The sequence below is a fragment of the Serratia sp. BNK-12 genome (genome assembly GCF_047456085.1).
GTDB lineage: Bacteria > Pseudomonadota > Gammaproteobacteria > Enterobacterales > Enterobacteriaceae > Serratia > Serratia liquefaciens.
Window position 1 is genome coordinate 1454931 of sequence record NZ_CP179896.1, and the last position, 25642, is coordinate 1480572.

General features: G+C 57.2%; 18 protein-coding genes. 13 read left to right on the forward strand and 5 right to left on the reverse strand.

The genetic code is table 11. The features are described 5' to 3' along the window. Window positions 1–3: 3 nt before the first annotated feature. The 5 genes from nuoJ to nuoN all read left to right on the forward strand — a co-directional run bounded on the left by nuoJ (window position 4) and on the right by nuoN (window position 5801). Window positions 4–564 (forward strand): NADH-quinone oxidoreductase subunit J, encoded by a 561-nt coding sequence (nuoJ, locus tag ACMGG1_RS06595; protein WP_020827843.1) that lies wholly within the window; start codon window positions 4–6, stop codon window positions 562–564. Then, window positions 561–863 (forward strand): NADH-quinone oxidoreductase subunit NuoK, encoded by a 303-nt coding sequence (gene nuoK / locus ACMGG1_RS06600; protein WP_012146014.1) that lies wholly within the window; start codon window positions 561–563, stop codon window positions 861–863. The genes nuoJ and nuoK overlap by 4 nt, the downstream gene beginning before the upstream one ends. After that, on the forward strand, window positions 860–2707 hold the full coding sequence (gene nuoL / locus ACMGG1_RS06605) for an NADH-quinone oxidoreductase subunit L (RefSeq protein ID WP_020827842.1): 1848 nt from the start codon (window positions 860–862) through the stop codon (window positions 2705–2707). Before nuoK ends, nuoL begins: the two co-directional genes overlap by 4 nt. A 100-nt stretch (window positions 2708–2807) precedes the next feature. Beyond that, window positions 2808–4337, forward strand: coding sequence for an NADH-quinone oxidoreductase subunit M (gene nuoM / locus ACMGG1_RS06610; protein ID WP_020827841.1), 1530 nt, complete (start codon window positions 2808–2810; stop codon window positions 4335–4337). Window positions 4338–4343: 6 nt separating this feature from the next. Beyond that, window positions 4344–5801 carry an NADH-quinone oxidoreductase subunit NuoN gene (gene nuoN / locus ACMGG1_RS06615; protein ID WP_044552632.1) on the forward strand — a complete coding sequence of 486 codons (1458 nt, stop codon included), beginning with the start codon at window positions 4344–4346 and terminating at the stop codon, window positions 5799–5801. Window positions 5802–5863: 62 nt separating this feature from the next. Here the strand turns inward: nuoN and ACMGG1_RS06620 are convergent, their stop codons facing one another. The 3 genes from ACMGG1_RS06620 to ACMGG1_RS06630 all read right to left on the reverse strand — a co-directional run bounded on the left by ACMGG1_RS06620 (window position 5864) and on the right by ACMGG1_RS06630 (window position 7534). Continuing rightward, on the reverse strand, window positions 5864–6229 hold the full coding sequence (locus tag ACMGG1_RS06620; protein WP_130016463.1) for a helix-turn-helix domain-containing protein: 366 nt from the start codon (window positions 6227–6229) through the stop codon (window positions 5864–5866). A 39-nt stretch (window positions 6230–6268) separates the two neighbouring features. Further along, window positions 6269–6529: a type II toxin-antitoxin system RelE family toxin gene (locus ACMGG1_RS06625; RefSeq protein ID WP_128864668.1), complete on the reverse strand. Its 261-nt coding sequence runs from the start codon at window positions 6527–6529 to the stop codon at window positions 6269–6271. A 129-nt stretch (window positions 6530–6658) separates the two neighbouring features. Beyond that, window positions 6659–7534, reverse strand: a complete 876-nt coding sequence (locus tag ACMGG1_RS06630; RefSeq protein WP_128864613.1) for a LysR family transcriptional regulator — start codon at window positions 7532–7534, stop codon at window positions 6659–6661. A gap of 338 nt (window positions 7535–7872) precedes the next feature. On the opposite strand from ACMGG1_RS06630, the gene ACMGG1_RS06635 reads away from it, so the two are divergent. From ACMGG1_RS06635 to ACMGG1_RS06655, 5 genes are all read left to right on the forward strand, one after another. Continuing rightward, window positions 7873–9702 carry a thiamine pyrophosphate-binding protein gene (locus tag ACMGG1_RS06635; protein ID WP_122079904.1) on the forward strand — a complete coding sequence of 610 codons (1830 nt, stop codon included), beginning with the start codon at window positions 7873–7875 and terminating at the stop codon, window positions 9700–9702. A gap of 90 nt (window positions 9703–9792) precedes the next feature. Then, window positions 9793–10218 carry a cupin domain-containing protein gene (locus ACMGG1_RS06640; RefSeq protein ID WP_046373055.1) on the forward strand — a complete coding sequence of 142 codons (426 nt, stop codon included), beginning with the start codon at window positions 9793–9795 and terminating at the stop codon, window positions 10216–10218. 112 nt (window positions 10219–10330) lie between these two features. Next, entirely contained in the window at window positions 10331–11194 is an 864-nt protein-coding gene (locus ACMGG1_RS06645; RefSeq protein WP_201896183.1) for a DMT family transporter, read from the forward strand. A gap of 170 nt (window positions 11195–11364) precedes the next feature. Continuing rightward, entirely contained in the window at window positions 11365–12609 is a 1245-nt protein-coding gene (locus tag ACMGG1_RS06650; protein WP_115058416.1) for an MFS transporter, read from the forward strand. Window positions 12610–12873: 264 nt separating this feature from the next. Further along, a complete protein-coding gene (locus ACMGG1_RS06655) occupies window positions 12874–13368 on the forward strand; it encodes a DUF1097 domain-containing protein (protein ID WP_020827831.1) in 495 nt (164 codons plus the stop codon). Window position 13369: 1 nt separating this feature from the next. Here the strand turns inward: ACMGG1_RS06655 and ACMGG1_RS06660 are convergent, their stop codons facing one another. Beyond that, on the reverse strand, window positions 13370–14353 hold the full coding sequence (locus ACMGG1_RS06660) for a LacI family DNA-binding transcriptional regulator (protein ID WP_020827830.1): 984 nt from the start codon (window positions 14351–14353) through the stop codon (window positions 13370–13372). Between the two features lie 269 nt (window positions 14354–14622). On the opposite strand from ACMGG1_RS06660, the gene idnO reads away from it, so the two are divergent. The 3 genes from idnO (at window position 14623) to elaB (ending at window position 16841) form a co-directional block, all read left to right on the forward strand. Further along, entirely contained in the window at window positions 14623–15387 is a 765-nt protein-coding gene (gene idnO / locus ACMGG1_RS06665) for a gluconate 5-dehydrogenase (RefSeq protein WP_020827829.1), read from the forward strand. 24 nt (window positions 15388–15411) lie between these two features. Beyond that, window positions 15412–16443: an L-idonate 5-dehydrogenase gene (idnD, locus tag ACMGG1_RS06670; RefSeq protein ID WP_048763018.1), complete on the forward strand. Its 1032-nt coding sequence runs from the start codon at window positions 15412–15414 to the stop codon at window positions 16441–16443. Between the two features lie 86 nt (window positions 16444–16529). Continuing rightward, the gene (gene elaB / locus ACMGG1_RS06675; protein ID WP_020827827.1) at window positions 16530–16841 is read left to right on the forward strand and encodes a stress response protein ElaB; all 312 of its coding nucleotides are present in this window, start codon (window positions 16530–16532) and stop codon (window positions 16839–16841) included. A gap of 43 nt (window positions 16842–16884) precedes the next feature. Here the strand turns inward: elaB and ACMGG1_RS06680 are convergent, their stop codons facing one another. Next, window positions 16885–25527: a GH36-type glycosyl hydrolase domain-containing protein gene (locus tag ACMGG1_RS06680; RefSeq protein ID WP_414161233.1), complete on the reverse strand. Its 8643-nt coding sequence runs from the start codon at window positions 25525–25527 to the stop codon at window positions 16885–16887. Between the last annotated feature and the right edge of the window lie 115 nt (window positions 25528–25642).

Here is a 25642-nt window from a genome sequence, read left to right on the forward strand (position 1 = left end):
AGCATGGAAATTGCCTTTTATCTGGCAGGTTTGATTGCGGTGATCGCGACCATTCGCGTGATCTCGCATACCAACCCTGTGCATGCGTTGCTGTATCTGATCGTCTCGCTGTTGGCGATCTCTGCAGTCTTCTTCTCACTCGGCGCGTACTTCGCAGCGGCGTTGGAGATCATCGTTTACGCCGGTGCCATCATGGTGCTGTTCGTGTTCGTGGTCATGATGTTGAACCTCGGCAGCGCGGTACAAAAGCAAGAGCGCGACTGGCTGAAGCCGTCGGTATGGATCGGTCCGGGCCTGCTGTCGTTGCTGCTGCTGGCGGTGCTGATTTTCGCGATTCGCAGCGTGTCCGATCAGGGCATCAGCGGTGAGATGGTAGACGCCAAAGCCGTGGGGATCAGCCTGTTCGGTCCTTATGTGTTGGCGGTTGAGCTGGCTTCAATGCTGCTGTTGGCAGGTCTGGTTGTTGCCTTCCACATTGGCCGTGAGCACAAACCGGGTGAGGTGTTGAGCAACGCGCCGGTCGGTGGCGAAATGGCGAGAAGAAAATCGGAGGAGCAAGCATGATCCCTCTTCAACATGGCCTGATTCTGGCGGCGATCCTGTTCGTCCTGGGTCTGACCGGGTTGCTGGTTCGTCGTAATCTGCTGTTTATGCTGATCAGTCTGGAAGTGATGATCAACGCCGCAGCATTGGCGTTTATCGTGGCGGGTAGTTACTGGGGCCAACCGGATGGGCAGGTGATGTACATCCTGGCGATCAGTTTGGCGGCAGCCGAGGCCAGTATCGGTCTGGCGTTGCTACTGCAGCTCTACCGTCGCCGTCATACCCTGAATATTGATACTGTCAGTGAGATGCGCGGATGAACCTATTATATTTAACTATTCTGCTACCGCTGATCGGGTTCCTGCTGTTGGCCTTTTCCCGAGGCCGCTGGTCTGAGAACGTCTCGGCAACCATTGGCGTAGGCTCTATCGGCCTGGCTGCGTTGGTCACGGTGCATGTGGCGATGGATTTCTTCGCCCAGAAAGCGACGGGCGTGCAGCTGTTTGAGCAGAGCCTGTGGAACTGGATGACCGTCGGTAACTTTAATATCGGCGTGACTCTGACGCTGGACGGCCTGTCGTTGACCATGTTGTCCGTGGTCACCGGCGTGGGCTTCTTCATCCACATGTTCGCGTCCTGGTACATGCGCGGTGAAGAGGGCTACTCGCGCTTCTTCGCTTACACCAACCTGTTTATCGCCAGCATGGTGGTATTGGTACTGGCAGACAACCTGTTGCTGATGTACCTGGGCTGGGAAGGCGTGGGCCTGTGCAGCTACCTGCTGATCGGCTTCTACTACAAGGATCCGGCCAACGGTGCTGCGGCGATGAAAGCCTTCATCGTGACCCGCGTCGGCGACGTGTTCCTGGCGTTCGCGCTGTTCATCCTCTACAACGAGCTGGGCACGCTGAACATCCGCGAACTGATGATCCTGGCACCGCAAAAACTGGCGGTCGGCGATACGGCGATCACCTGGGCTACCCTGATGTTGCTGGGCGGCGCGGTCGGTAAATCAGCGCAGCTGCCGTTGCAGACCTGGCTGGCAGACGCCATGGCGGGTCCAACCCCGGTTTCCGCACTGATCCACGCGGCGACCATGGTGACCGCGGGCGTTTACCTGATTGCCCGTACGCACGGCCTGTTCCTGATGGCGCCGGAAGTGTTGCATCTGGTGGGCATTATCGGGGCAGTGACCCTGGTGCTGGCCGGCTTTGCCGCGCTGGTACAGACTGACATCAAACGCGTACTTGCCTACTCCACCATGAGCCAGATTGGTTACATGTTCCTGGCGTTGGGTGTGCAGGCGTGGGATGCAGCAATCTTCCACCTGATGACCCATGCGTTCTTCAAGGCGCTGCTGTTCCTCTCCTCCGGTTCAGTGATCCTGGCTTGCCATCACGAGCAGAACATCTTCAAGATGGGCGGCCTGCGCAAGAGCATTCCACTGGTTTACGTCTGCTTCCTGGTGGGGGGCGCTGCGCTGTCGGCACTGCCGCTGATCACCGCAGGCTTCTTCAGTAAGGATGAGATCCTGGCGGGTGCGATGGCCAACGGTCACATCAACCTGATGATTGCCGGCCTGGTCGGTGCGTTCATGACCTCGCTGTACACCTTCCGTATGATTTTCATCGTGTTCCATGGCGAAGAGAAAATCAAAGCGCATGCCGGTAAAGGCATCACTCACCACCTGCCGCTGTTGGTTCTGCTGGTGCTGTCCACCTTCGTTGGCGCGATGATTGTTCCGCCACTGCAGGGCGTGCTGCCAGATACCACCGAGCTGGCGCACGGTAGCGTGCTGCAGTTGGAAATTACCTCCGGCGTAGTGGCTATTGTTGGCATCCTGTTAGCGGCGGCGCTGTGGCTGGGCAAACGTACCCTGGTTACCCGCATCGCCAATAGCGCACCGGGACGTTTCTTCTCTACCTGGTGGTTCCATGCCTGGGGCTTCGACTGGCTGTACGACAAAGTATTCGTCAAGCCGTACCTGGGTATTGCGAAGTTGCTGCAACGTGATCCGCTGAACTCGATGATGAACCTGCCGGCCATTTTCTCCCGCTGGGGGAACCGTGGTCTGACAGTGAGCGAGAACGGTCAGGTGCGTTGGTATATAGCGTCTATGGGTGTGGGTGCAGTGGTCGTATTGGCTCTGTTGATTTTGGTTTAATTGAATAATTTAAACAGACGCATTTTTCGGGCGTAGCGCTCTGCAGGGCAGGCGCTACGTACAAAGTTTGAAATTATTCGTATAAGGGACACAAAACGCCATGCTATTACCTTGGCTAATTCTTATCCCCTTTATTGGCGGTCTGCTGTGCTGGCAGTTTGAGCGCTTCGGTACTAAGGTGCCGCGCTGGATTGCGTTGATCGCAATGGGGCTGACATTGGCGCTTTCTCTGCATCTGTGGATGCAGGGCGGCTACACGTTGACTACGCCGAAAGGCATACCGCAGTGGCAGTCTGAATTCCTGCTGCCGTGGATCCCACGCTTTGGCATTTCCATCCACCTGGCGCTGGACGGACTTTCACTGCTGATGGTCGTGCTGACCGGCCTGCTGGGCGTGTTGGCTATCCTCTGTTCCTGGCGTGAAATCCAGAAATACCAGGGCTTCTTCCACCTGAACCTGCTGTGGATCCTGGGTGGGGTTATCGGCGTGTTCCTCGCCATCGACATGTTCCTGTTCTTCTTCTTCTGGGAAATGATGTTGGTGCCGATGTACTTCCTGATCGCACTCTGGGGTCACAAGGCGTCGGACGGGAAAACCCGCATCACTGCGGCTACCAAGTTCTTCATCTATACCCAGGCCAGCGGTCTGGTGATGCTGATTGCCATTATGGGCCTGGTATTTGTGCACTATAACGCGACCGGCGTGTGGACCTTCGATTACGAAGACCTGCTGCAAACGCCAATGTCACACAACGTGCAATACCTGTTGATGCTGGGCTTCTTCATTGCCTTCGCGGTGAAAATGCCGGTGGTGCCGTTGCACGGCTGGTTGCCGGATGCGCACAGCCAGGCTCCTACCGCAGGTTCTGTCGACCTGGCGGGGATCTTGCTGAAGACCGCGGCCTATGGCCTGTTGCGCTTCAGCCTGCCGCTGTTCCCGGAAGCTTCGCATGAGTTCGCGCCAATCGCCATGTGGCTGGGTGTTATCGGTATCTTCTACGGCGCCTGGATGGCGTTTGCGCAGACCGATATCAAGCGTCTGATCGCTTACACCTCGGTTTCCCATATGGGCTTCGTCCTGATCGCCATCTACACCGGCAGCCAACTGGCTTACCAGGGTGCAGTGATCCAGATGATTGCACACGGCCTGTCTGCGGCCGGTATGTTCATCATCTGTGGCCAGTTGTACGAACGTCTGCACACTCGCGACATGCGTGAAATGGGCGGCCTGTGGGGGCGTATCAAATACATCCCTGCGCTGTCGCTGTTCTTCGCGGTGGCTACGTTGGGGATGCCGGGTACCGGTAACTTCGTCGGTGAATTCATGATCCTGTTCGGCAGCTATCAGGTTGTGCCGGTGATCACCGTGATTTCTACCTTCGGTCTGGTGTTTGCTTCGGTTTACTCGTTGATCATGATGCAGCGTGCCTACTACGGCAAAGCCAAGTCTGACCAACCTTTGCCGGGCATGACCGCGCGTGAGCTGTTCATCATTCTGCTGTTGGTGGTGTTGCTGGTTCTGTTGGGGTTCTACCCACAACCGATTCTGGACACTTCTAATGCGGCGATGAGCAACGTGCAACACTGGTTTGGTTCGTCAGTTTCAGCAATTTCAACAACAAGGCCGTAATTCGCCATGACAATAACTCCTCAACAACTGATCGCACTGTTGCCGCTGTTGATCGTCGGATTGACGGTGGTGGTTGTGATGCTAGGCATTGCGTGGCGACGCGACCACTTTATCAACGCCACCCTGACCGTGATCGGGCTAAACCTGGCGCTGCTTTCGCTGTACTTTGTCGGCCAGGCAGGCCCAATGGATGTCACCCCGCTGCTGCGGGTTGACGGCTACTCGATGTTCTATACCGGGCTGGTGATATTGGCGAGTCTGGCGACCTGTACCTTTGCCTATCCGTGGCTGGTCGGTTACCCGGACAACCGCGAAGAGTTCTATCTGCTGGTGCTGATTGCTACCCTGGGTGGCATTCTGCTGGCGAGCGCCAACCATCTGGCCTCGCTGTTCCTCGGTATTGAACTGATCTCGCTGCCGTTGTTTGGTCTGGTGGGCTACGCCTACCGCCAGAAGCGACCGTTGGAAGCGGCCATCAAGTACATGCTGCTGTCCGCCGCGGCGTCGTCCTTCCTGCTGTTCGGTATGGCGCTGCTGTATGCGGAGTCCGGTGACCTGTCGCTGGCCGGCCTGGGCAAGAGCCTGCAAGAAAACATGATGCACCAGCCGCTGATCCTGGCCGGTATGGGCATGATGATTGTCGGTCTGGGCTTCAAGCTGTCGCTGGTGCCGTTCCAACTGTGGACGCCGGATGTGTATCAGGGGGCGCCTGCGCCGGTTTCAACCTTCCTGGCCACCGCCAGCAAGATTGCTATCTTTGCGGTCGTTATGCGTCTGTTCCTGTATGCGCCTGCTGCCGACAACGAAGCGCTGCGCATGGTGCTGTCGATCATTGCCGTTTGTTCGATTTTGTTCGGCAACCTGATGGCCATCAGCCAGACCAACATCAAGCGTCTGCTGGGTTACTCGTCGATTGCCCACCTGGGTTATCTGCTGGTGGCGCTGATTGCGGTGCAAACCCACCAGCTGTCGCTGGAAACCGCCGGGGTTTACCTGGCCGGTTACCTGTTCAGCAGCCTGGGCGCGTTCGGCGTGGTCAGCTTGATGTCCAGCCCGTACCGTGGCCCGGATGCAGATTCACTGTTCTCCTACCGCGGTCTGTTCTGGCATAAGCCCATTCTGTCCGCCGTCATGACGGTGATGATGCTGTCACTGGCCGGTATCCCGATGACCCTGGGCTTTATCGGTAAGTTCTTCGTGATCGCAATGGGCGTCAGCGCTCACCTGTGGTGGTTGACCGGCGCCGTGGTGCTGGGTAGCGCCATTGGTTTGTACTACTACCTGCGCGTCACCGTCAGCCTGTTCCTCAGCGCGCCGGAAGCGCTGCAGCGCGATACCCCAAATAACTGGGCGTTGACCGCAGGCGGCGTAGTGGTGCTGATCTCCGCCGCGTTGGTGCTGCTGCTGGGTGTTTATCCGCAGCCGCTGATTACGCTGGTACAGATGGCACAACCGATGTTCTGATGGGCATCAGGGCAGTAAAAAAGGTCGCTTCGGCGACCTTTTTTTATGGCGTGGGGAACGGATTAGAGCATCATCTGCGACGGGCTACAGTGGTATAACTCTGCCAGTTTTTCCCGGGTTTTTTTTTGCGGTTTAGAGTCAATGGCTTCCCACTGAGAAACGGCAGATTGGGTAGTCCCCAGTCTTGTCGCCACATCGTACTGCGAGAAGCCGCGGAAAATTCGCCATGCGGCTATCAGACTGATGTTCTGATCCAACATGATAGAGACCACTTCATGAGGAACAGTTTCATCATCGTGCGCATCGCTTTGATAGGGAACAGACTCATAGTCATCTTGCCGGCCTACCAGCTTTTTATATTCATCGAGAGGCAATATCACGTACAGCGGCTTGCCTGATTCATCATGGATATATTGTAACTTCGCCATCTGGCATACCTCGGATTATAAATTTCAGCTCAACGCGGTTTAGTAAGTTGTCGACGTTCTACGCTTCACTTGTTGGATCAGACAGACAATAGGTTCACCATCACTCATCTCAAAAATAATGCGGTAGCTGCCGACGCGCAGGCGAAATTGGCTGTCAGCACCATGCAATTTTTTGATATCCAGCCCGGCGGCCGGAAACGCGCTTAACAGCCCGACCTTGTCTCTAATGGCTGAGCGATCCTGAGTCGGTAGCGTCATCAATTGTTTAACTGCTTTGCGCGACCAGTTAACCTTTGCCATCATTCCCTCGACAGTGGGGGCACGTCCTGTGCATTAATTAGATAATAAGCTTTTTATCTAATCATGACAATGTGGTGAAACGGGATAAGAGGGGCAGGGTAAGTCACCCTAACCCCTGAGTAGGGGGGATCAGCCGGGATTGTTTTTAAATGAGGTTTCCAGCGCCTGGACTACGGCACGCACCCTGGCGGCACGCTGCAGGTCAGGATGCAGCACCAGCCAGATATCTACCCAGTCTTTGTTTTCCGGGAAAATTCGCACCAGATCCGGGTCCTTATCCGCCAGGAACGAGGACAGCAGGCCAATCCCCAACCCATTGCGCGTGGCAGAGCGCAGCAGCAACTGCGAATTGCACTGCAGCACCACGTTAGGATCGATCAGCGTTTCGCCACAGAAGTTATTCCAGTGACGGGGCACCAGTTCTCGCGGGAACATCAGCAGGTCATGACCCCGCAGATGGTCGCCCTTGGTCGGCATGCCGTGTTTGTCGAGATAGTCCTGCGTCGCATACAGCCCCATTTCGATGGTGGCCATGCGTTTGATAATCAGCTCATCGGATTCGGGACGGGCGCCGCGGATCGCCAGATCTGCGCCACGGTACGAAATATCAGAGATATTGACCGCCGTCAGCATGGTGACGGTGATTAACGGGTATTGCTCTCGCAGCGCCTTCAGCGCCGGGATGACAAAAGCCTCGGCCATGGTATCGGTGGTGGCGATGCGTACGTTACCGCACAGGCTGTCGTCGCCACTGGTGGCTTTGCGGCCAATCGCCTGCACCGAGTTTTCCATGTTCATGACGTCCGCCAGCATTTCTTCTCCCAACGGACTGAGGGAGAACGATTTTGGCGTACGGATAAACAGTTTGGATCCCAGGCTCTCTTCAAAAGCGGTAATACGCCGCCCGACGGTGGCTTGGTCGACGTGTAGTTCATTGGCGGCTTTTCGTAAAGTGCCGCAGCGTGCGACCGCCAGGAAGAAGCGTGCATCATCCCAATTCATCATGCCATTTCCTTTGTGCAGGCTTATCGGTCTTGTCTGTGTTCATTATTGCGCAACCGTACCGGCTCTGGTTTTGGCTGCAAATGAGGCCCACGTATCATAATTATTAATTATGTTTCAGGATATGAATAAATGCATCAACGTGAAGCAGTTTTGCATCTTTATTTTTACCCGACAATCTTTATGCTTATCAACGTTTATGCTGTGATCTGGCGCACATTTTGTGCCAATGTTACCCTGAACGCGTAAGCAGACGCGCATGAGAGCCTGTCTCTGTGGGCTAATCGCCTGGTGGGATCGACTCTGAATCTAGGTTGGCCCACCACGACTGGACATTGAAAATGGAGTCTCACGCAGAGAAGTTATACACCCCCGTAGCACTGGCAACTGCGGACGGTGTCAGAGTTATTGCAACCCCCGGTGCGAAAGCGGCAACGCAAAGCAACGCTGATGCGATTATCCAGAGTCTCGAAGCTCGCGGCATTCAGCACATATTCCTGGTACCCGGCAAGCTGGTGTACCCATTGATAAAATCCATTGAACATTCAGGCATTGCCGGCATCGTCGGCGCCCATGAAACCGCCTGCGGCTTTATGGCGGACGGTTATGCCCGCGCCAGCCGCAAGTTTGGCGTTTGTCTGGGCATCTCCGGTCCCGGCACCATGAATTTCCTGCCGGCGATGGCGGCGGCACAGGCCGACAAAATTCCGGTGTTGTATCTGGCCGGCGGCATTGCCACTTATCATGAGGCGCAGGGTGCCTTCCAGGACGGCAGCAATAGTGGCATCGATGAGCTGACTATCGTCAAACCGCTGCTTTCCGCTGCGATAGAAGTGAAAAATAATCTCACGTTGCAGCACGAACTGCGGCGCAGTCTGTCCTGCCTGAACACTCAGCGAAAAGGTCGCACCTATCTCAGCGTGCCGGTCGATATGCAAAAGAAAGAGGTGGCTGGCGGTCATGAAGTTAGCCCGCCACGCACGCCCCAGTGCCGAGAGGCCGCCATCGACCCACAGGCATTGGATCAGGTGCTGGATGACTATCTGCTGCGCGGGCTGAACGTCGCCTGCCTGGTGGGTAACCGCATGAATAATCCGCTGGATGCGGCCCTGCTGTTGCGCCTGGCGGAGAAATACCGTCTGCCGGTTGCCACTACGCTGTCCGGCAAGGGCGCGTTTCCCGAAGGGCACGAGCTGGCGCTGGGGCTGTATGGTTTTGCCGGTCATACCCGGGCGGTGGAAACCATCAATGGCGATGAAGTGGATGTGCTGCTGGTGCTGGGTTGCGATCTGAGCCAACGCGATAGCCTGAACTGGAATCCGCGACTGCACGGCACCAAAACGTTGGTGGTGATTGACGAGGATTTCGATAAGGTCAGCTCGCATTATCAACCGGATATGCAGATTTTCTCCAGCCTGACCGGCTCGTTGCACCACCTGCTGGATGCGGTCAGCGACGATGACGCGCACCTGAACAGCATTAAGCGCTTGCGTAACGGCTGGCTTGAGCAGGTGGGTCAACTGCCGCTAGAGCAGCAACGGCCCGATTTGCAGGTGCGTCTTGCCGAGGGTGAGGCCAACATGTACCCCGGCGACGCCATCAAACGCATCCGCAGCCGTATGAATCAGGACACCAACGTGGTGGTCGATTCCGGCGCACACCGTATCTTTATGGCGCACCACTGGCAGGCCAGCGGCCGGGGCGATTACCATACCTCAAGCTCTCTGGCGCCGATGGGCTGGGCGATTTGTGCCGGCATTGGCATCAAACTGGCAGCGCCGCACCGCGACTGCGTGGTGGTTACCGGCGACGGCTGCATGCTGATGCACGGCATCGAGATCCAGACGGCCGCCCGTTATCAGGTCAAAATGACCTTTGTGGTGATGAACAACTGCGCTCACGGAGCGATGCACATCGACACCCTGCAAAACCGTGGGGTATCTGCGGACTATACCGCGTTGCCGAACCATGACTGGAAGGCCTTCGCCAACAGCCTGGGGGTTGCCTCCGCCAAAGCGGCGACGCTGGAGGAACTGGACGAAGCGCTGACCGCCGCGGCTGAGCATGAGGGGCCTTTCCTGATAGAAGTGTTGGTAGGAAATCATGTGGCGCCTAATCGATACTATGCCGAGAGCATCGTAGAATACGAGCAGCGTATCAAAGGCTTGTAAAGGCGTAACCCCAGATTCCAGGAGTCGTCATTCATTGTCCTTTGTATTACGCCATTCTATTTTGTTCACCGTAGTCATGGAGCGATAACAATGTATAAACTGACACTTCTGGCATTAATGATGGCATTTCAAGGCGCTGCACAGGCCGCAGAGGATCACGGCGAAGGCATAAACAAAGAAACCTTGCTGAAAACCGAAACCTCATGGGAGGGGACGCCGTACCAGCATTATCCGGCAGGCGCTCCGCAGATCACCATGTTGAAGGTCACAGTGGAACCGAACAAGGTGCTCGCCTGGCATACTCACCCGTGCATCAGCGCGGTGTATATGACTGGGGGCAGCGTTTCGCTGACGGTCAAGAAAACCGGCGTGAAACATACCTTTAAGCAGGGCGACTCCTTTACCGACACGGTAGATATCGTTCACCAAGGGGTTTCTGGTGATAAAGGCGCGGAGATGCTGGTATTCTTCGCCTGCGCTGATAATAAACCGCTGACGGTGAAAGCTGCCGAATAATATCCCCGCCGTTTTTCAAGCTGCGGCGATGTTGACTGCATTAGCCGTAGGGGGCGAATCAATTCGCCCCGTTTTATTTTGTCGCCCGTTGGGGTGATATACCGAGGAAATCATGGTTGCTTTGTGGATGGTCGTCGCCAGCGGGTTCTTTGCGTTGATGGGGGCCAGCATCAAACTGGCTTCGGCCAAGGTCGGTTTTTTCGACATCATTTTTTACCGCTCTGTGATTAACGTCCTGATCGTTGCCGCGCTGATCCATGTGAAAAATCTCGGTTTCCGCACCCAGCATTTGGGGTTGCACATGAAACGCGCCGCCATTGGCAATGCGGCGATGTACTGCGGTTTCTACTCACTAATCCATCTGCCGATCGCCACGGCCACCACGTTGGGCTACACCAATCCTATCTTTCAGTCGGCGATTGCCTTTGTCACTAGCAAAGGTCAACTGACCGGCAAGCTGCTGTTCTCGGTACTGCTGGGTTTTATCGGCATTTTGGTGCTGCTGCGCCCCGATACGCCGAACGGCGAGTATGCCGCGACCCTGATTGGCCTGCTTTCCGGCCTGCTGACCGCGCTGGCCTATTTTAACGTCGGTAAGCTGGTGCGCAGCGGCGAACCCGAACTGCGAGTGGTGTTTTACTTCTCGTTGGTGGGCACCCTGGTGGGCGGCATGATGACCTCAGTGGTGGGGTTTACCGCGCTGGACAGCGCCATGATGCTGTGCGTTTGCGCCATCGGCGTGTTCGGCAGCCTGGGGCAAATCACCATGACCCGCGCCTACGGCAGCGGCAATGCGGTGATTGTCAGCATTCTTTCCTATAGCACCATCATTTTCTCCACGCTGCTCGGCTATCTGTTGTTTGGCGAGAAGCTGTCCTACATTGCTGCGGGCGGCATGGCGCTGATTATTTTCTCCGGTGCGTTGGCGATAGTGAAGCGCTCTCCGGCAAAAACCTCGAAGGCGGCGGCGGTGTGAATAGCACGGCATTAAGCGCTGGCGGGCGTCAGCGCAAATGCATTAATGAATCACTGTGATGCATTCTTGGCTATTTTGACCGTTATACCCGAAAGGTATGATAAACGCGTTTCCTGAGGAGTTTGGTTTTCAGGGTTAGGTGTTTATCCAGATTGTTTCGGGAGAGAAAAATGTCTGAAGGTGTGGCTGTTGATGAAGCCGCTAAAGCGAAGTTGGGTGAGTCGCATTTTGCCATCCTGCTGTTTTTAGCCCTGGCATTAATGTCCGCATTGCTGAACAGCAGTGCGCCGACACCGCTTTACCCGCTTTATCAACATGAGTTGGCGCTAAGCTCGGTCAGCCTGACCGTCATTTATGGCGCCTATGCCGCCGGCGTGCTGATTTCGCTGTTCGGCGTGGGCAACATGGCCGGCAAGGTCAAAGATCTGCGCAGCATGATTGTACCGGCGCTGCTGGTGGTGTTGGCCGGGGCCTTGCTGTTTTCGATGGCCGATTCGTTTTTGATGATGTTTATGGCGCGTCTGCTGGCCGGGATCGGCACCGGGGCTTTGACCGGTGCGGCTAACATTGCGCTGGTGCGTTTTGGGCCGAAGGACGGCGGTAAAAATGCGGCGCTGATTGCCACGCTGTCATTCACCACCGGTCTGGCTTTGGGGCCGATTTTCAGCGGCGTGGCGCTGCAAACCGGGTTCCACACTACCTCGCTGCCGTTCATTATCATCATGGCGGTGGCGGCAGTTGCCGCACTGGGCGTGATGTTGAAATGGCCGGTTGAAGCCGTTGTTGTACCTCTCAGCGGGGCACCGGCAGCAGAAGCCGCGGCAGAAAAAAGCTCGTTGGCGGATGGCCTGCGCGCTACCGGAGGCAAGTTCTTCCTGTGTGCCGGCGCGTTGTTCATCTGCTGGGCAGTGGCTGCCAGTATTCTGGCGATTGGGCCAAGCGTATCGGAAAAGCTGCTGGGCATGCACAGCCGGGGCGTTTACGGCTATGTGATTGCGGTTTATCTGGTGATTGCCGGTATTAGCCAGATCCTGAGCCGTCGCGTTAATGCGCGCCATTCGCTGATGTTTGGCTGTCTGGCGCAGGCGCTGTCAGTGGTGGTGTTCGCCGAGGCGATTCAGATCCACTCGCTGGCTCTGGCCAGTGCCGGTATGGTGATTGCCGGTTACGCCTACGGGGCGATTTTTGTCGGCAGTGCCACCTTGGTGAACCTGATTTCACCGAAGGCCAGCCATGCGAGACTGATTTCACTGTTTTACGTAATCGCCTATATCGCCAACTGGGTTCCGATCCTGCTGGGGGCGGTTATCGACCATGCCAGCCTGCATCTGGCGGTCAATCTGTTATTTCTGGTCAGTGCCGTGGTTTGCTTATCTTTGAGCTTCATGGTGACCCGCGCGGGTTTCCCGCGCTGATACCCGCCGAGTTTCAGGTTGTCCGTCGGCAACGTGAAATTCGCAGGGTAGCTGAACAACGATTTTAGCCACGCAAGGTGGCGAACGATTTCCCTGGTGTTGTTGTGTGTCATTTCCAGCGTGCTAGTCACGCTGGTTTTTTTGTGACAAATTCCTCAATTCTGCAATTTCAGTATTTCTCATTACAAAATTTTTGTGATTTACATCACTTGAATTTGCCGATTTTCGCGTAAACTGCGCGCTTTCTTTGCTGCGGGTCAGTTTATGAACGTTCTTTTTGCCATTGCTGTGACTACCGGGATCCTCTCCGGCGTGTGGGGATGGGTGGCTGTTAGCCTGGGGCTGATCAGTTGGGCCGGTTTCCTGGGCTGTACGGCCTATTTTGCTTGCCCGCAGGGGGGGCTGAAAGGGTTGTTGATCAGCACACTGACCTGCTGCAGCGGGGTATTTTGGGCGATGGCGATCATTCACGGCAGTGAGCTGGCGCCCGGCTGGAGCCTGCTCGGTTATCTGCTGACCGGCGCGGTGGCTTTTCTGATGTGCATTCAGGCAAAGCAGCAGTGGCTGGGTTTTGTGCCCGGCACCTTTATCGGCGCTTGCGCCACCTTCGCCGGCGGCGGCAATTGGTCTCTGGTGACCCTTTCCCTGTTGGTGGGATTAGTGTTTGGCTACGCGATGAAAAACAGCGGCCTGTGGCTGGCGGCGCGCAGCGAAAAACCGAAACCGGCGGCCGCTGTTACCGAACATGTTAACCGCTGAGTTAAATGGTGCCGCCGAGTGAGATGCGGTAGTGCAGATCAACGCGCTCAATGCACGGCACCCCTTTAATGCGTTTCAACAAGATCTCTGTGGCCACCTTGCCGATATCAAACCTGGGTGTAATAACGCTGGCGATGCCCGGCGTGGTGGCTTTGCCGATATCCAGGCCGTGAAATCCCGACAAAGCGATATCCTGCGGAACCCGCAGCCCCAGCCGCAGACACTCCTGTAAGACCCCAACGGCCAGATCGTCATTGGTGCATAAGATACCGTCCAAATCCGGGTAAAGCTGCCGTGCCATGGCCAGCATGTCGGAGCCGACCGTCACCGACGAAACACGGTGCGGTGTGATTTGGCGCGGTGTCAGGCCCTGTTTTTCCATCGCCCGGCAGTAGCCCTGAAAACGTTTGGTGTCGCGCGCATCGGACATGGCGCCAAAATAAACCACCTGACGCTTACCGCTGGCCAGCAGCGCTTCGGTCATGTCGTAACCCGCCTGGAAGTTATCGAACCCCACGGCGATCCTTCCTTCCGGACCTTCCAGATCCATCACCTGCGCCACCGGGATTTTGGCGGCCGTCAGGTACTTTTCCGCCCGCAGAGTATGCTCCGAATCCGTCAGGATCAGCCCGGCAATCGGGTAAGCCAGCAGTTGGACGATATGCTCTTCTTCGCGCTGCCGACTGTAGTCATAGTTCACTACCAGCGTTTGGTAGCCCTGTTCCAGAGTGATGGATTCGATTCCGGCCAGCAGATCGGCGAAAATTTGGTTGTTGAACGAGGGGATCAAAACGCCAATGCGCGGCTTTTGCGTTGAGCGTGCTTCATCGCCGTCGGTAAAGTTAACTTCCTTCATCACCTGGGCAATTTTCTCGGCGGTTTCGGCCGCCACCTTTTCCGGCGTTCGCAGATAGCGGCTGACGGTCATTTTGGTCACGCCGGCGAGCAGCGCAATATCTTGCAGCGTGACGCGTTGGTTCTTCATTCTGAGGCCTTAACAGGGTGGGGCGGCGAAATCGCGAATAACGCCATGTTAACAAATCGATTTAGTGATAACAATCGACGACATAAAGTATAAAAATCTTATTTTTCAATGAAATGTGTTGAGTTTATTTCCCGCGAGATTGCGTGGCTTCACGTTAAAGGTAACAGGTTTTAGTAACACTGTTTTAAGTGATCGTCATCACGTTTTTGCCGGCGGCGATCCGCTGAGATAGGCACCTGTCTTATCTGAATGACACTGCCGGGGACGTTATGAACAACTTATTTTCACTGGATAATAAAAAAGTACTGATTACCGGCGCTTCTCGGGGCATTGGTTTTCTGCTGGCGCGTGGGCTGGCGGAGTACGGCGCTCACATATTGGTCAATGCGACCACCGAAGAAAACGCCCAGCGAGCCGTTGAAGCACTGCGCCGTGAGGGCTTCCGCGCCGATGCCGCGGCCTTTGATGTCACTAACTCCCAGGCCATTCATGCCGCTATTGAGAAAATTGAGGCGCAAAGCGGTGGGATCGATGTGTTGATTAACAACGCGGGCATACAGCGTCGCCACCCGTTTACCGAATTCCCGGAAAAAGACTGGGACGACATTATTGCCGTCAACCAGAAGGCGGTATTTATGGTGTCACAAGCCGTAGCCCGCCATATGGTGCAGCGTCAAAGCGGTAAAATCATCAATATCGGCTCGATGCAGAGCGAACTGGGCCGCGACACCATCACCCCCTATGCCGCTTCCAAAGGGGCGGTGAAAATGCTCACGCGCGGCATGTGCGTAGAGCTGGCGCGCTACAACATTCAGGTCAATGGTATTGCCCCGGGCTACTTCAAAACCGAAATGACTCAGGCACTGGCGGACAACCAAGAGTTTACCGCCTGGCTGACCAAGCGTACCCCGGCTGCCCGTTGGGGCGATCCGCAGGAGTTGATTGGCGCAGCGGTGTTCCTGTCGTCCAAAGCCTCTGATTTTGTCAATGGTCACCTGCTGTTTGTCGATGGCGGAATGTCGGCCGCGGTATAGCCGCCTGCTTATGAGAATATGATGATGAAAATTCAAACCCAATCCTGCGTGGTCAACGGCAAATATGACGTGGCGGTAGTGGAGCAGGAGGTTGAGTACCAGGGCCACGGCACGCTGGTGAAAATCACCCGTGGTGGCATCTGCGGATCAGACCTGCATTATTATCAGGAGGGTAAAGTCGGCAGTTTTCAGGTGCGTCAGCCGATGGTGCTGGGCCATGAGGTGATCGGTGAAGTGGTCGCCAGCGACACGGCTCGTCTGCCCGTGGGCCAGAAAGTGGCGTTAAACCCCAGCAAGCCCTGCGGGCAGTGTAAGTATTGCCTGGCGGATCAGCAAAACCAATGTACTCAAATGCGCTTTTTCGGCAGCGCGATGTACTTCCCACATGTTGACGGCGCTTTTACCCAGTACAAGGTGGTTGATAGCGCGCAATGCATTGCGTTCGACGCCAACTGCGACGAGAAGGTGATGGTTTTTGCCGAGCCGCTGGCGGTGGCGATACATGCCGCCAGGCAGCCCGGTGAAGTGAAAGGGAAAAAGGTATTTGTGTCCGGCGTCGGCCCGATAGGCTGCCTGCTGGTGGCGGCGCTGAAGGCGTTGGGCGCCGACGAAATTGTCTGCGCCGATCTCAGCCCGCGTTGTCTGGATATCGCCGGAGAGATGGGGGCATCCCGCTGTCTGCACGCCGGCAATGACGATTTCAGCAGCTATCAGCAGGAAAAAGGGTACTTTGATATCGCTTTTGAAGTCTCCGGCCATCCACTGTCGTTGCAGCGTTGTCTGGAGGTCACCCGCGCCAAGGGGACGGTGGTGCAAGTCGGTATGGGAAGCAGCTTCCCGGATTTCCCGCTGATGCTGTTGATCGCCAAAGAGCTGAATCTGCTGGGATCCTTCCGGTTTGTTGAAGAGTTCGCCCTGGCGGTGACGTGGCTGGCCGAGGGGACAGTCAATCCGCTGCCGCTGCTGTCCGCCGAGTTCGACAATCGTCAACTGGCTGAGGCGCTGACGTTTGCCGGCGACAAGAGCCGGGCCGCCAAAGTCCAACTGGTGTTCTGATTTTAGCCATCAGTCTGATGGCGGGGATCGGCGATCCTTGTCTATAGTTAAGGGCCGTTTCATTTTTTAAACACGGAGAACTTACCATGGCGAGAAATACGGATGCGGATCAAACCACGCTCGATGACGATCTGAGAATGCTGAGCGACACGCTGGAAGAAGTGTTGAAGTACTCCGGCGATCGTGCCGATCAGGCCTATATCGATATCAAAGCTCATGCCGAAGAGGCATTGAGTGAGGTCAAGTCGCGGTTGGCTGACACCACCGAGTCCTACTATGCGCGTGCCAAGGACGCCGTTTGCCGAACCGACGGATACGTGCGTGAAAACCCCTGGTGCAGCGTAGGGATTGGTGCAACGGTTGGCCTGGTACTGGGCTTGTTGCTGGCGCGTAAATAACGGCCTGTAGACGTTGGGCGCGGCACCCGCCGCGCCCCGATATTTACTGCCCCAATGTCACTTCCACCTGATGGATTTTGCCATCGTCTACCAGCGTTATCACAGCTTCCGACTGTTTTTCACCGTCGACGCTGACCTGCGCCGCGCCTTGCCCCTGACGAACAACCAACCGATATTCGCTGCTACCCTCCCGGTAGTTAAGCGTCACCTGTGGCCAGTCCGCCGGCAGGCGGGTATTGACGCTCAGCCGATCGCCATGGCGTTTCAGACCCAGCAGTGACTCGAGGATCAGCCGATACATCCAACCGGCAGAGCCGGTATACCAGCTCCAGCCGCCGCGACCGACGTGCGGCGCCACCGCGTAAATATCGGCGGTAACCACATACGGCTCGACCTTGTAGCGTTCCGCCGCGGTACTGTCCAGGCTGTGGTTGATCGGGTTGATCAGCGCCATCAGTTCCCAGGCGCGCTCGATATTGCCCATTTCGGCGAAGGCCATCACCGCCCACACCGCGCCATGGGTATATTGTCCGCCGTTTTCCCGCACGCCAGGCAGATAGCCGCGGATATAGCCCGGATTCGGGCCGTTGCCGTCAAAAGGCGGCGTCAGCAGTTTGATCAGGCCGGCCTGGTTGTCGACCAGGTGTTTATCCAGCGACTGCATGGCTTGCAGGCTGCGTGGCGCATCACCGGCACCGGACAGTACTGACCAACTTTGGGCAATGGCGTCGATACGGCACTCCGCCGACTGATGAGAGCCCAGTGGTTCCCCGCTGTCGAAATAGCCCCGACGGTACCATTCGCCGTCCCAGGCATGGTCACGCAGATTATTGCGCAGCGTCTCGGCCTGTTGGCGGCACAGCGTCGCCAGTTCGTCGTCATGACGCGCGGTTGCCAACTTGCCGTAACGCTGCAGGATATGGAACAGGAAGAAGCCAAGCCAGACGCTCTCGCCACGTCCCTCCAGGCCCACCATATTCATGCCGTCGTTCCAGTCACCGGCTCCCATCAGCGGCAGACCGTGTTCGCCGAAGTTCAATCCGTGTTTTAACGCCCGGACGCCATGCTGATACAAGGTTTCTTGCGTTGCACTCTGCGCCGGTTGTTCATAGGAAGACTCCTCGCCGGGTGCCAGTTTGCGCGCCTCCAGATAGCCCACCTGTTCATCCAGGATGCTCTGATCGTCGGTGGCGTCCAGATAGTGGCAAATGGCCAGCGGCAACCACAAATAGTCATCCGAACAGCGGGTGCGCACGCCGTTGCCCTGCGGCGGATGCCACCAGTGTTGCACGTCGCCTTCGACGAACTGGCGCGAAGCGCACAGCAGGATCTGTTCCCGCAGCCGTTCCGGGGCGGCATGAGTCAGTGCCAAAGTATCCTGCAGTTGATCGCGGAAGCCAAAGGCACCGCCGGATTGGTAGTAACCGCTGCGCGCCTGAATACGGCAGGCAAGGGTCTGGTACAGCAGCCAGCCATTGGCCAGTAAATCGACGGCCGGTTGCGGCGTCCCTATCTGCACTTTGTTGAGAATACCGTCCCAGTGCGCAGCCACCTGTTGCAACTCATCCTGCAGGTTGTCCTCCTGGAGGTATTTGTGCAGCAGCGCTTCGGCTTCTTCGGCGTTTTGCCCCAACCCGAGGGCGAACACAAAGCTGCGTTGATCGCCGTCGATCAGGCTGATGGCCGACTGCACCGCGCCGCACGGATCCATACCAGCCCCGACTTTGTCAGACAGGCGCCGCAGTTTTAGCACCGCCGGATTGGCCAGCGAACCATTACGACCGATAAATTCACGCCGGTCGCCAGTGAGCGAACAATGCGCCCCCGAGACGCCGAAGAACGCGGTGCGATCCGAGCCGTTGCCCCCATAGTGGTTGGTCGCCAGGATACCGCAGCCGTTTTCAGACGAAGCCGCCTGGGTGACGATATGCATGGCCGACTTTTGCCGCAGATCGCCGAGGATAAACTCGACATAACCGGTAGCCGAGAGCTTGCGGGTACGTCCGGAGGTGTTGGTCAGCGTCAGCAGGAACAGTTTTACCGGGGCATCTTTGGCCACCAGCAGGGTGAACTGGCTGTCGATGCCGCTTTCGCGGTGATCGAAAACGCTGTAGCCGAAACCGTGACGGGTCAGGTAATGGCCTCGGCCCCGGGCGGGCAGCGGGGTTGGTGACCAGAAATGGCCGCTCTCTTCGTCGCGCAGGTAGAAAGCTTCGCCGCTGCGGTCACAGATGGGATCGTTGTCCCAAGGCGTGAGACGGTATTCGTGGGCGTTTTCGTACCAGGTGTAGGCCTGGCCGCTTTCCGAAACCACCGAGCCGAACATCGGGTTGGCCATCACGTTCGACCAGGGCGCCGGGGTGATCTTGCTTTCGTTCATCGCAATCACATATTCGCGGCCATTCTCCGAGAAGCCGCCGAGGCCGTTATAGAACTGCAGCGCGGCAATGTCGGGCAACTGCGGCGAATGCAGGTTGCGCGGCAAATTATCCACCGTCGCCAGTTTCGACGAGGCGGTCACCGGCGACAGCGGTTGCTGCAGGATCTGCGGCAACTGCAGGCGCTGGTTGAGCTGCTCGGTTAAACCGCCGCGTCGATCGTCGAGGTAAATACGCGCGACGCTGAGCAGCAGACGATGATCTTCCGGTGACATATGTTCGCTGGTGCGTACGAAGATGCCGCCCGGCTTATCGGTTTGGGTCGATTCCATGCCGGCGGCGATCAGGCCCATGATCTGGTTTTGCAGATCCTGACGGTAGCCGCCGATATCTTCGTTGAGGATCACCAGATCCACCTGCAACCCTTTCAGACGCCAGTAGTTGTGCGCCTGGATCAGTTGCCGAACCAGCTCGATGTTTTCGCCGTCGGTCACGGTCAACAGCACAATCGGCAGATCGCCGGAGATTGAATATCCCCACAGACCAGACTGACCACGGCGGTTGTTAATGATTTCGCTGCTGGCGGCGCGCATTTCCTGCGCCGGGAAGACCACCGCGCTGGCCAGACGATTGAACAGGTTGGCGTCATCCTCATTGGCGTTCAGTTGACGCAGTACCACCTGGCTGTGCGACCAGGCCAGTTCAAACACCCGGTCTGCCAAATGGCGATCGCGGTATTTTTCCAGCATCGCCAGGCTGCTGGCGCGGTCTTCACTGACGCCATAGAAGATATCCAGTGTGAGCGGTACATTTGGTTCCAGCACCACGCGCTGACGGATAGCGATGATCGGATCAATGACCGGTCCGGCGCTGTTGCTTAGCGGGGTATTTTGATACAGCGCCTGCGGATTGGCCGGGGTGCGGCCGCGGCCGATAAATTTGGCGCGATCGGTTTCGAACGACGTCTGGCTGGTGCGGCCTTGCACCGTCATCATGTGCAGTAACCACGGGCATTTTTCTTTCGGTTCGCGCGGGCGGCGGTGGCACAAAATGGCGTCTTGATCCGGCAACAGTTCGGTTTGTACGAACAGGTTACTGAACGCCGGGTGGGCCAGATCATTGCCGGCCGGTGCCAGCACCACTTCTGCATAGCTGGTGATTTCGATGGTGCGCGGTTGCTTGCTGCGGTTGACCAACGTCACGCGGCGCAGCTCAATATCATCTTCCGGCGATACCACCACCTGCGTTTTCACCGACAGCGACCCCTGCTGACGCTGGAACTCGGCCCCGGCGTCGTTGAACACGGCGCTGTACCCCTTGGCGGCACCACCGATCGGCTGCCAGGTATTGCTCCAGACCTCACCGGTTTGCGGGTCGCGCAGGTAACAGAAAGCGCCCCAGTTATCGCAGGTGGCGTCTTCGCGCCAGCGGGTCAAGGCCAGATTCTGCCAGCGGCTGTAGCTGCCGCCGGCCTGGGTGAGCATCAGGTGATAGTTGGCGTTGGACAGCAACTGCACTTCGGGGATCGGGGAGTCCACACGGTTGAACTCGCGTGCGGCGAAGCTGGCCGGGGTGATAGTCCCCTCGTGGGTTTCGAAATGGCGACGGGTGCTGTACAGCTCGACTGCATCCGGCACCCGTTCCTGCAGCAACAGCCGCGCTGACTGGAACGCCGGATACTCAGCGAAGCGCGCTACCATAGGCGCATCCAGCAACAGATGCGACAGGGCAAGGAAGCTCATGCCCTGGTGGTGCGCCATATAGGAACGGATGATGACATACAGTTGCCCCCGGCTTAGGCGAGCGGTGGTGTAATCCAGCGCTTCGTAGAAACCGTAGCGGCCTTTGGCCCCATTTTTCTCCAACGTAACCAGGTTATTGCAGGCGGCGTCCGGATCGACAATCAGCGCCATCACCGTGGCATAAGGCGCCACCACCATATCGTCACCCAGCCCGCGTCTCAGGCCCAGACCCGGAACGCCAAAGGCGTGATACTGATAGTTTTGGTCGGCGTCGAAACCGAAATAGCCGGATTCGGAAATGCCCCAGGGAACGCCGCGTTCCTTACCCCAGGCAATCTGCCGCTCCACCGCCGCATGGCACATCTGCACCAGCAGTGAATCAGGGTAGGCAGGCATCACCAACTGTGGCATCAGGTACTCAAACATCGACCCACTCCACGACATCAGCGCGGGTTCGTGGTCGATCACGGTGAACAGGCGGCCAAGTGCAAACCAGCTGCGCTGCGGCACCTGATTGGTGGCGATGGCGACGTAGTTGGTTAAACGAATCTCGGAGGCCAGCAGGTCGTATTTACTGCTGTCCATCTTGTTTTGATCGCAGTTAAAGCCAACGGTCAGCAAATGGGTTGATTCGTCATACAGGAAGTTGAAATCCATTTGCGCCATTTTTTCCAACCGCTGCTGCAGGCTTTGCAACTGCGTCAGACGTTCCTGCGCCAGCGCACCCGCCGCGCTCAGCTGATTTTGCTGTTCCGGCGACAGCGTCAACTGGCCAGGCGGGTTAGCCAGCCAGTGCAGGCTGGGCACCTGCTCCAGTTCGGGCATGCCGTCACTCAGCCAGCCGAACCACTGCGCCCATTCGGCACACAGTTCGTTAAGCTGCTGGTGCAAGGCTCCGGCCCAGCGTTTGGTTTCCTCATCATGATTTAGCGCCGGTTCCTGCAGCCCGTTGCTGTAGTTGCGCATGGCATTCAGTTCCGCCAGCAGGGCTGCCGGATGGCTGTGGTGGGCCTGCTCCCAATGGTTGCGCAGCTTCGACAGGTTTTTCGGTGCGGCGTCGCCCCAGTGCTGTTCCAGCAGTTGCAGGCTGTCACCAAGACCGGTCAGCACCCGCAGCGGATCTATGGCCGGCTGGTGGGCCAGTGCCGGCAAGCCGGCGCTGAGTGTCAGCAGGTGACCGGCCAGGTTACCGCTGTCGACGCTGGAGATATAACGCGGGTTCAGCGGCTCCAGGGTGCGGGTGTCGTACCAGTTGTACAAATGGCCACGATAGTGTTCCAGCCGATCCAGAGTGTTGAGCGTCAGTTCGATGCGCCGCAGCGCGTCGCTGAGCGTCAGATAGCCGAAGTCATAGGCGGTGAGGTTGGCCAATAACGACAGCCCGATATTGGTCGGTGAGGTACGGTGCGCCACCACCGGCTCCGGTATTTCCTGGTAGTTATCCGGCGGCAGCCAGTTTTCCTGCTGGTTGACGAAGGTATTGAAGAAGTCCCAGGTTTGGCGGCTGGTTTGGCGCAGAAAGCGCCGTTGTTCATCGTTGATGGCGGTTTTGCTGCGCTGTGGCTCCTGGCTGAGGTAGTACAGCAGGAACGGCGACAGGATCCACAGAGTGGCGAACGGCAATGTGATAAACAGCGCCATTGGATTATGCAGAAAACTGAACAACAGCAGTGCGGCACCGGCGACCGGGTTGATCCACATCGCGCGATAGAAGTTTTCCAGCGTGACCTGCTGGCGTGCCTTGGATTGATCGTAGCTGGTCCACTCTTGCAGATTGCGCTTGCTAATCAACAGCCGCCACAGGGTCACGGCAATCGCTTTCAGGCTGTACAGCGCTTCATGCGGCAAGGTCGCCAGCCGCAGTCCGATTTGTGCCAGGCGATGCAGCGAACCGTTTAACGCCAACAGCAGATGTTGCAAGACGGGCCTGCGCGGCGGTTTACGCAGGATGTCCTGCACCAACGCCAACAGGGTCGGTAGCAGCAGGATAAGGGCGAACACCCCGAGCCAGTAACGGGTGTTTGGCAGCCAGACAAAACCGCAAAACAGTAACAGCAACAGACTGGGGGCAGCCAGGCTGCGGCGCAGGTTATCGAACAACTTCCAGCGCGACAGGGTGCTCAGCGGATTGGCGGTGCGGGTACCGTCCTCGGTTTTCACCCGTGGCAGAAGCCAGTTGAGCAATTGCCAGTCGCCGCGGATCCAGCGCGTGCGGCGCGCGACGTCCACCAGATAATTGCTGGGATATTGCTCGTACAGCAGCACGTCGCTCAGCAGGCCGGAGCGGGCGTAACAGCCCTCCAGCAGATCGTGGCTCAGTACCAGGTTCGCCGGGCAGGTGCCTTTCAGGCTGTGGGAGAACACGTCCACGTCGTAAATGCCTTTGCCGATAAACGAGCCTTCGCCAAACAGATCCTGATAGATATCCGAGGCCATCAGCGTATAGGGGTCATTACCCGGCGTGCTGCTGCACAGGGCGGCATAACGGCCCTGGCCGTAGCTGGGGATTTCTTCGGCCATGCGTGGTTGCAGGATGGCATAACCTTCAACCACCCGTTGCTGGCGCGCATCGTATTGAGGTTGATTGAGCGGGTGCGCCATCGCGGCGATCAGCTGATGGGCGCTTTCGCGCGGCAGGACGGTATCGCTGTCGAGCGTAATGACATACTTGACGTTTTTCAGCACCTCCAGCCCATCGCCAATCTGCGTGCAGAAGGCGTTACCTCGGTTGCGCAGCCAGTTGTTCAGCGCGTTCAGTTTGCCGCGTTTTCGTTCCAACCCCATCCATACTCCCTGTTTTTCATTCCATTCGCGGTCGCGGTGAAACAGGAAAAAGTGGCTGGGCCCTTCGCAGGGATAGCGTCCGTTCAATGCTTCCATCTGTCGGCAGGCGTAATCCAGCAAGGCTGCGTCGTCCGCATGCCGTTGTTGGGGCGCATCGTTGAAGTCGGTGAGCAGGGCAAAGTGCAAATGTTTCATCGCGTTGCCCAGATAACAAACCTCAAGCGCATTGATCAGTTTATCGACGTCGCTTTTGCTGTCGATTAACGTCGGGATCGCTACCAGGGTGCGGAATTCAGCGGGAATACCGCAGGAGAAATCCAACCGCGGCAAGGGTTGCGGCGTGCGGCTGCGGGTAGTGACCTCGCTGAGTAAATTGAGCACGAACTGACTGACCACGATAGCCATGGGGAAGAACAGCAGTACCAGTCCCCAACTGATGCCGGTGCTGTAAGCGTGACGCAGCAGTTCCGCGCAGATGGCGGTAGTGATCAGGCTCAGGCTGCCGAGCCAGGAAAGCAGCGGCGCCTGACTGAGCGCATGGCGCAATTGGGTAATGCGTCCGAGTTTTACCTCTAATTGCTGCTCAAGTTCGGGGCGACCATCGTCAACCAGGTAGTAACCGATGTGATTGCGGCGTGGATCGCTCGACGGGTCTTCAGCCGCTACGCGCGCCATATTAAGCACGTGTTGAGCGACCTGCACTTCATTGTGCGGACAGTGGCGCGCCAGCATTTCGATCACGTGGCGGTAGTTGTCGCGGGTTGTGAAATGCATTAACGGATAAACCCCGGCGGGATCTTCACGCAGGGTCTGTTCGACCTGGCTCATGGTTTCGACAAATTCTGCCCAATCCATTTCGCTTAGCTGGCGCAGGCCGGAGATGCTGTTGCTGACCGACAGCTGGCTGACGGCCAGTTGCTGGTTAAAGCGGTGGATCAATTCATCTGAGGTCAGGCTGACTTCCGCCAGACGCTGCTCTACCCAGGTGAGTGGTAGCGCCAGCATGGTACCGTGCCCCTGCAGACGGCGCACCAGCTCGGCAACAAAGGCGCTGGTGCGTGGGGGATTGGATCGCGCCATATCGGCGATCACCACGATCAGGTTGGCGGGATCGTTTTCCGCCGACTCCAGCATTTTCGTCACCCAGCTGTCGGCCAGATTGCGTTCCTGCTGGGCCTGCGCGACTTCCACGCTGACGCGGCGCAGGTTTTCGATCAACGCCAGGCGCAGCATGCCGGGCAGCGCCCAGAGTTCGCCGAGCGTCAGATTGACTTCTTTTTGATAGGCGGCGATATACCGCGTGAGGCTTTCGGCGTCCCAGTGGCCGTCACCGTGCGCGATGGCTTCGGCAGCCACGTCATAGATCCGCGGACAGTTATGCGGCGGCGCCAGCTGCGGCAGACCGCGACCGAAGGTTTTCGGCAAGTGGTGGCGCACAACGCGGATTTGTTCTTCAATCAGATAGTAATTGTCCAGCAGCCATTCGCCGGCGGGAGTCATGCTGGCTTTCTTGCCGTTGCTGAGCTGGTGGCAGCTTTCCGCCAAAATGCGTTCGTTGTCGTCCAGACGCTTCAGCAGGTAGTAGGGCGTTTTGCGCGTTGCCAGCTTATGGGAACGCGCCAGGCGTTGCCCGTAACGCTCCATTTGATCGACAGAAAACAGTTCTGCCTTAATGGCACCGCCGCTGTTGTCAGGAGCGTCTTTTTGACGCCGAAGCGGCAATGATTTAATTTTCGAATTTTTACGTTGTTTTTTTAACCAATTGATTAGTATTTCTTTCACACAAAAGCTCCTTACATCTGACCCAAAGGACAGCCGGTGAAACCGCTGGGAGAGCGTGAACATCCTGTTTTTAGCGCCAGTAAGATCTGGCGTGGGTTCACAGCAGGCAGGAACA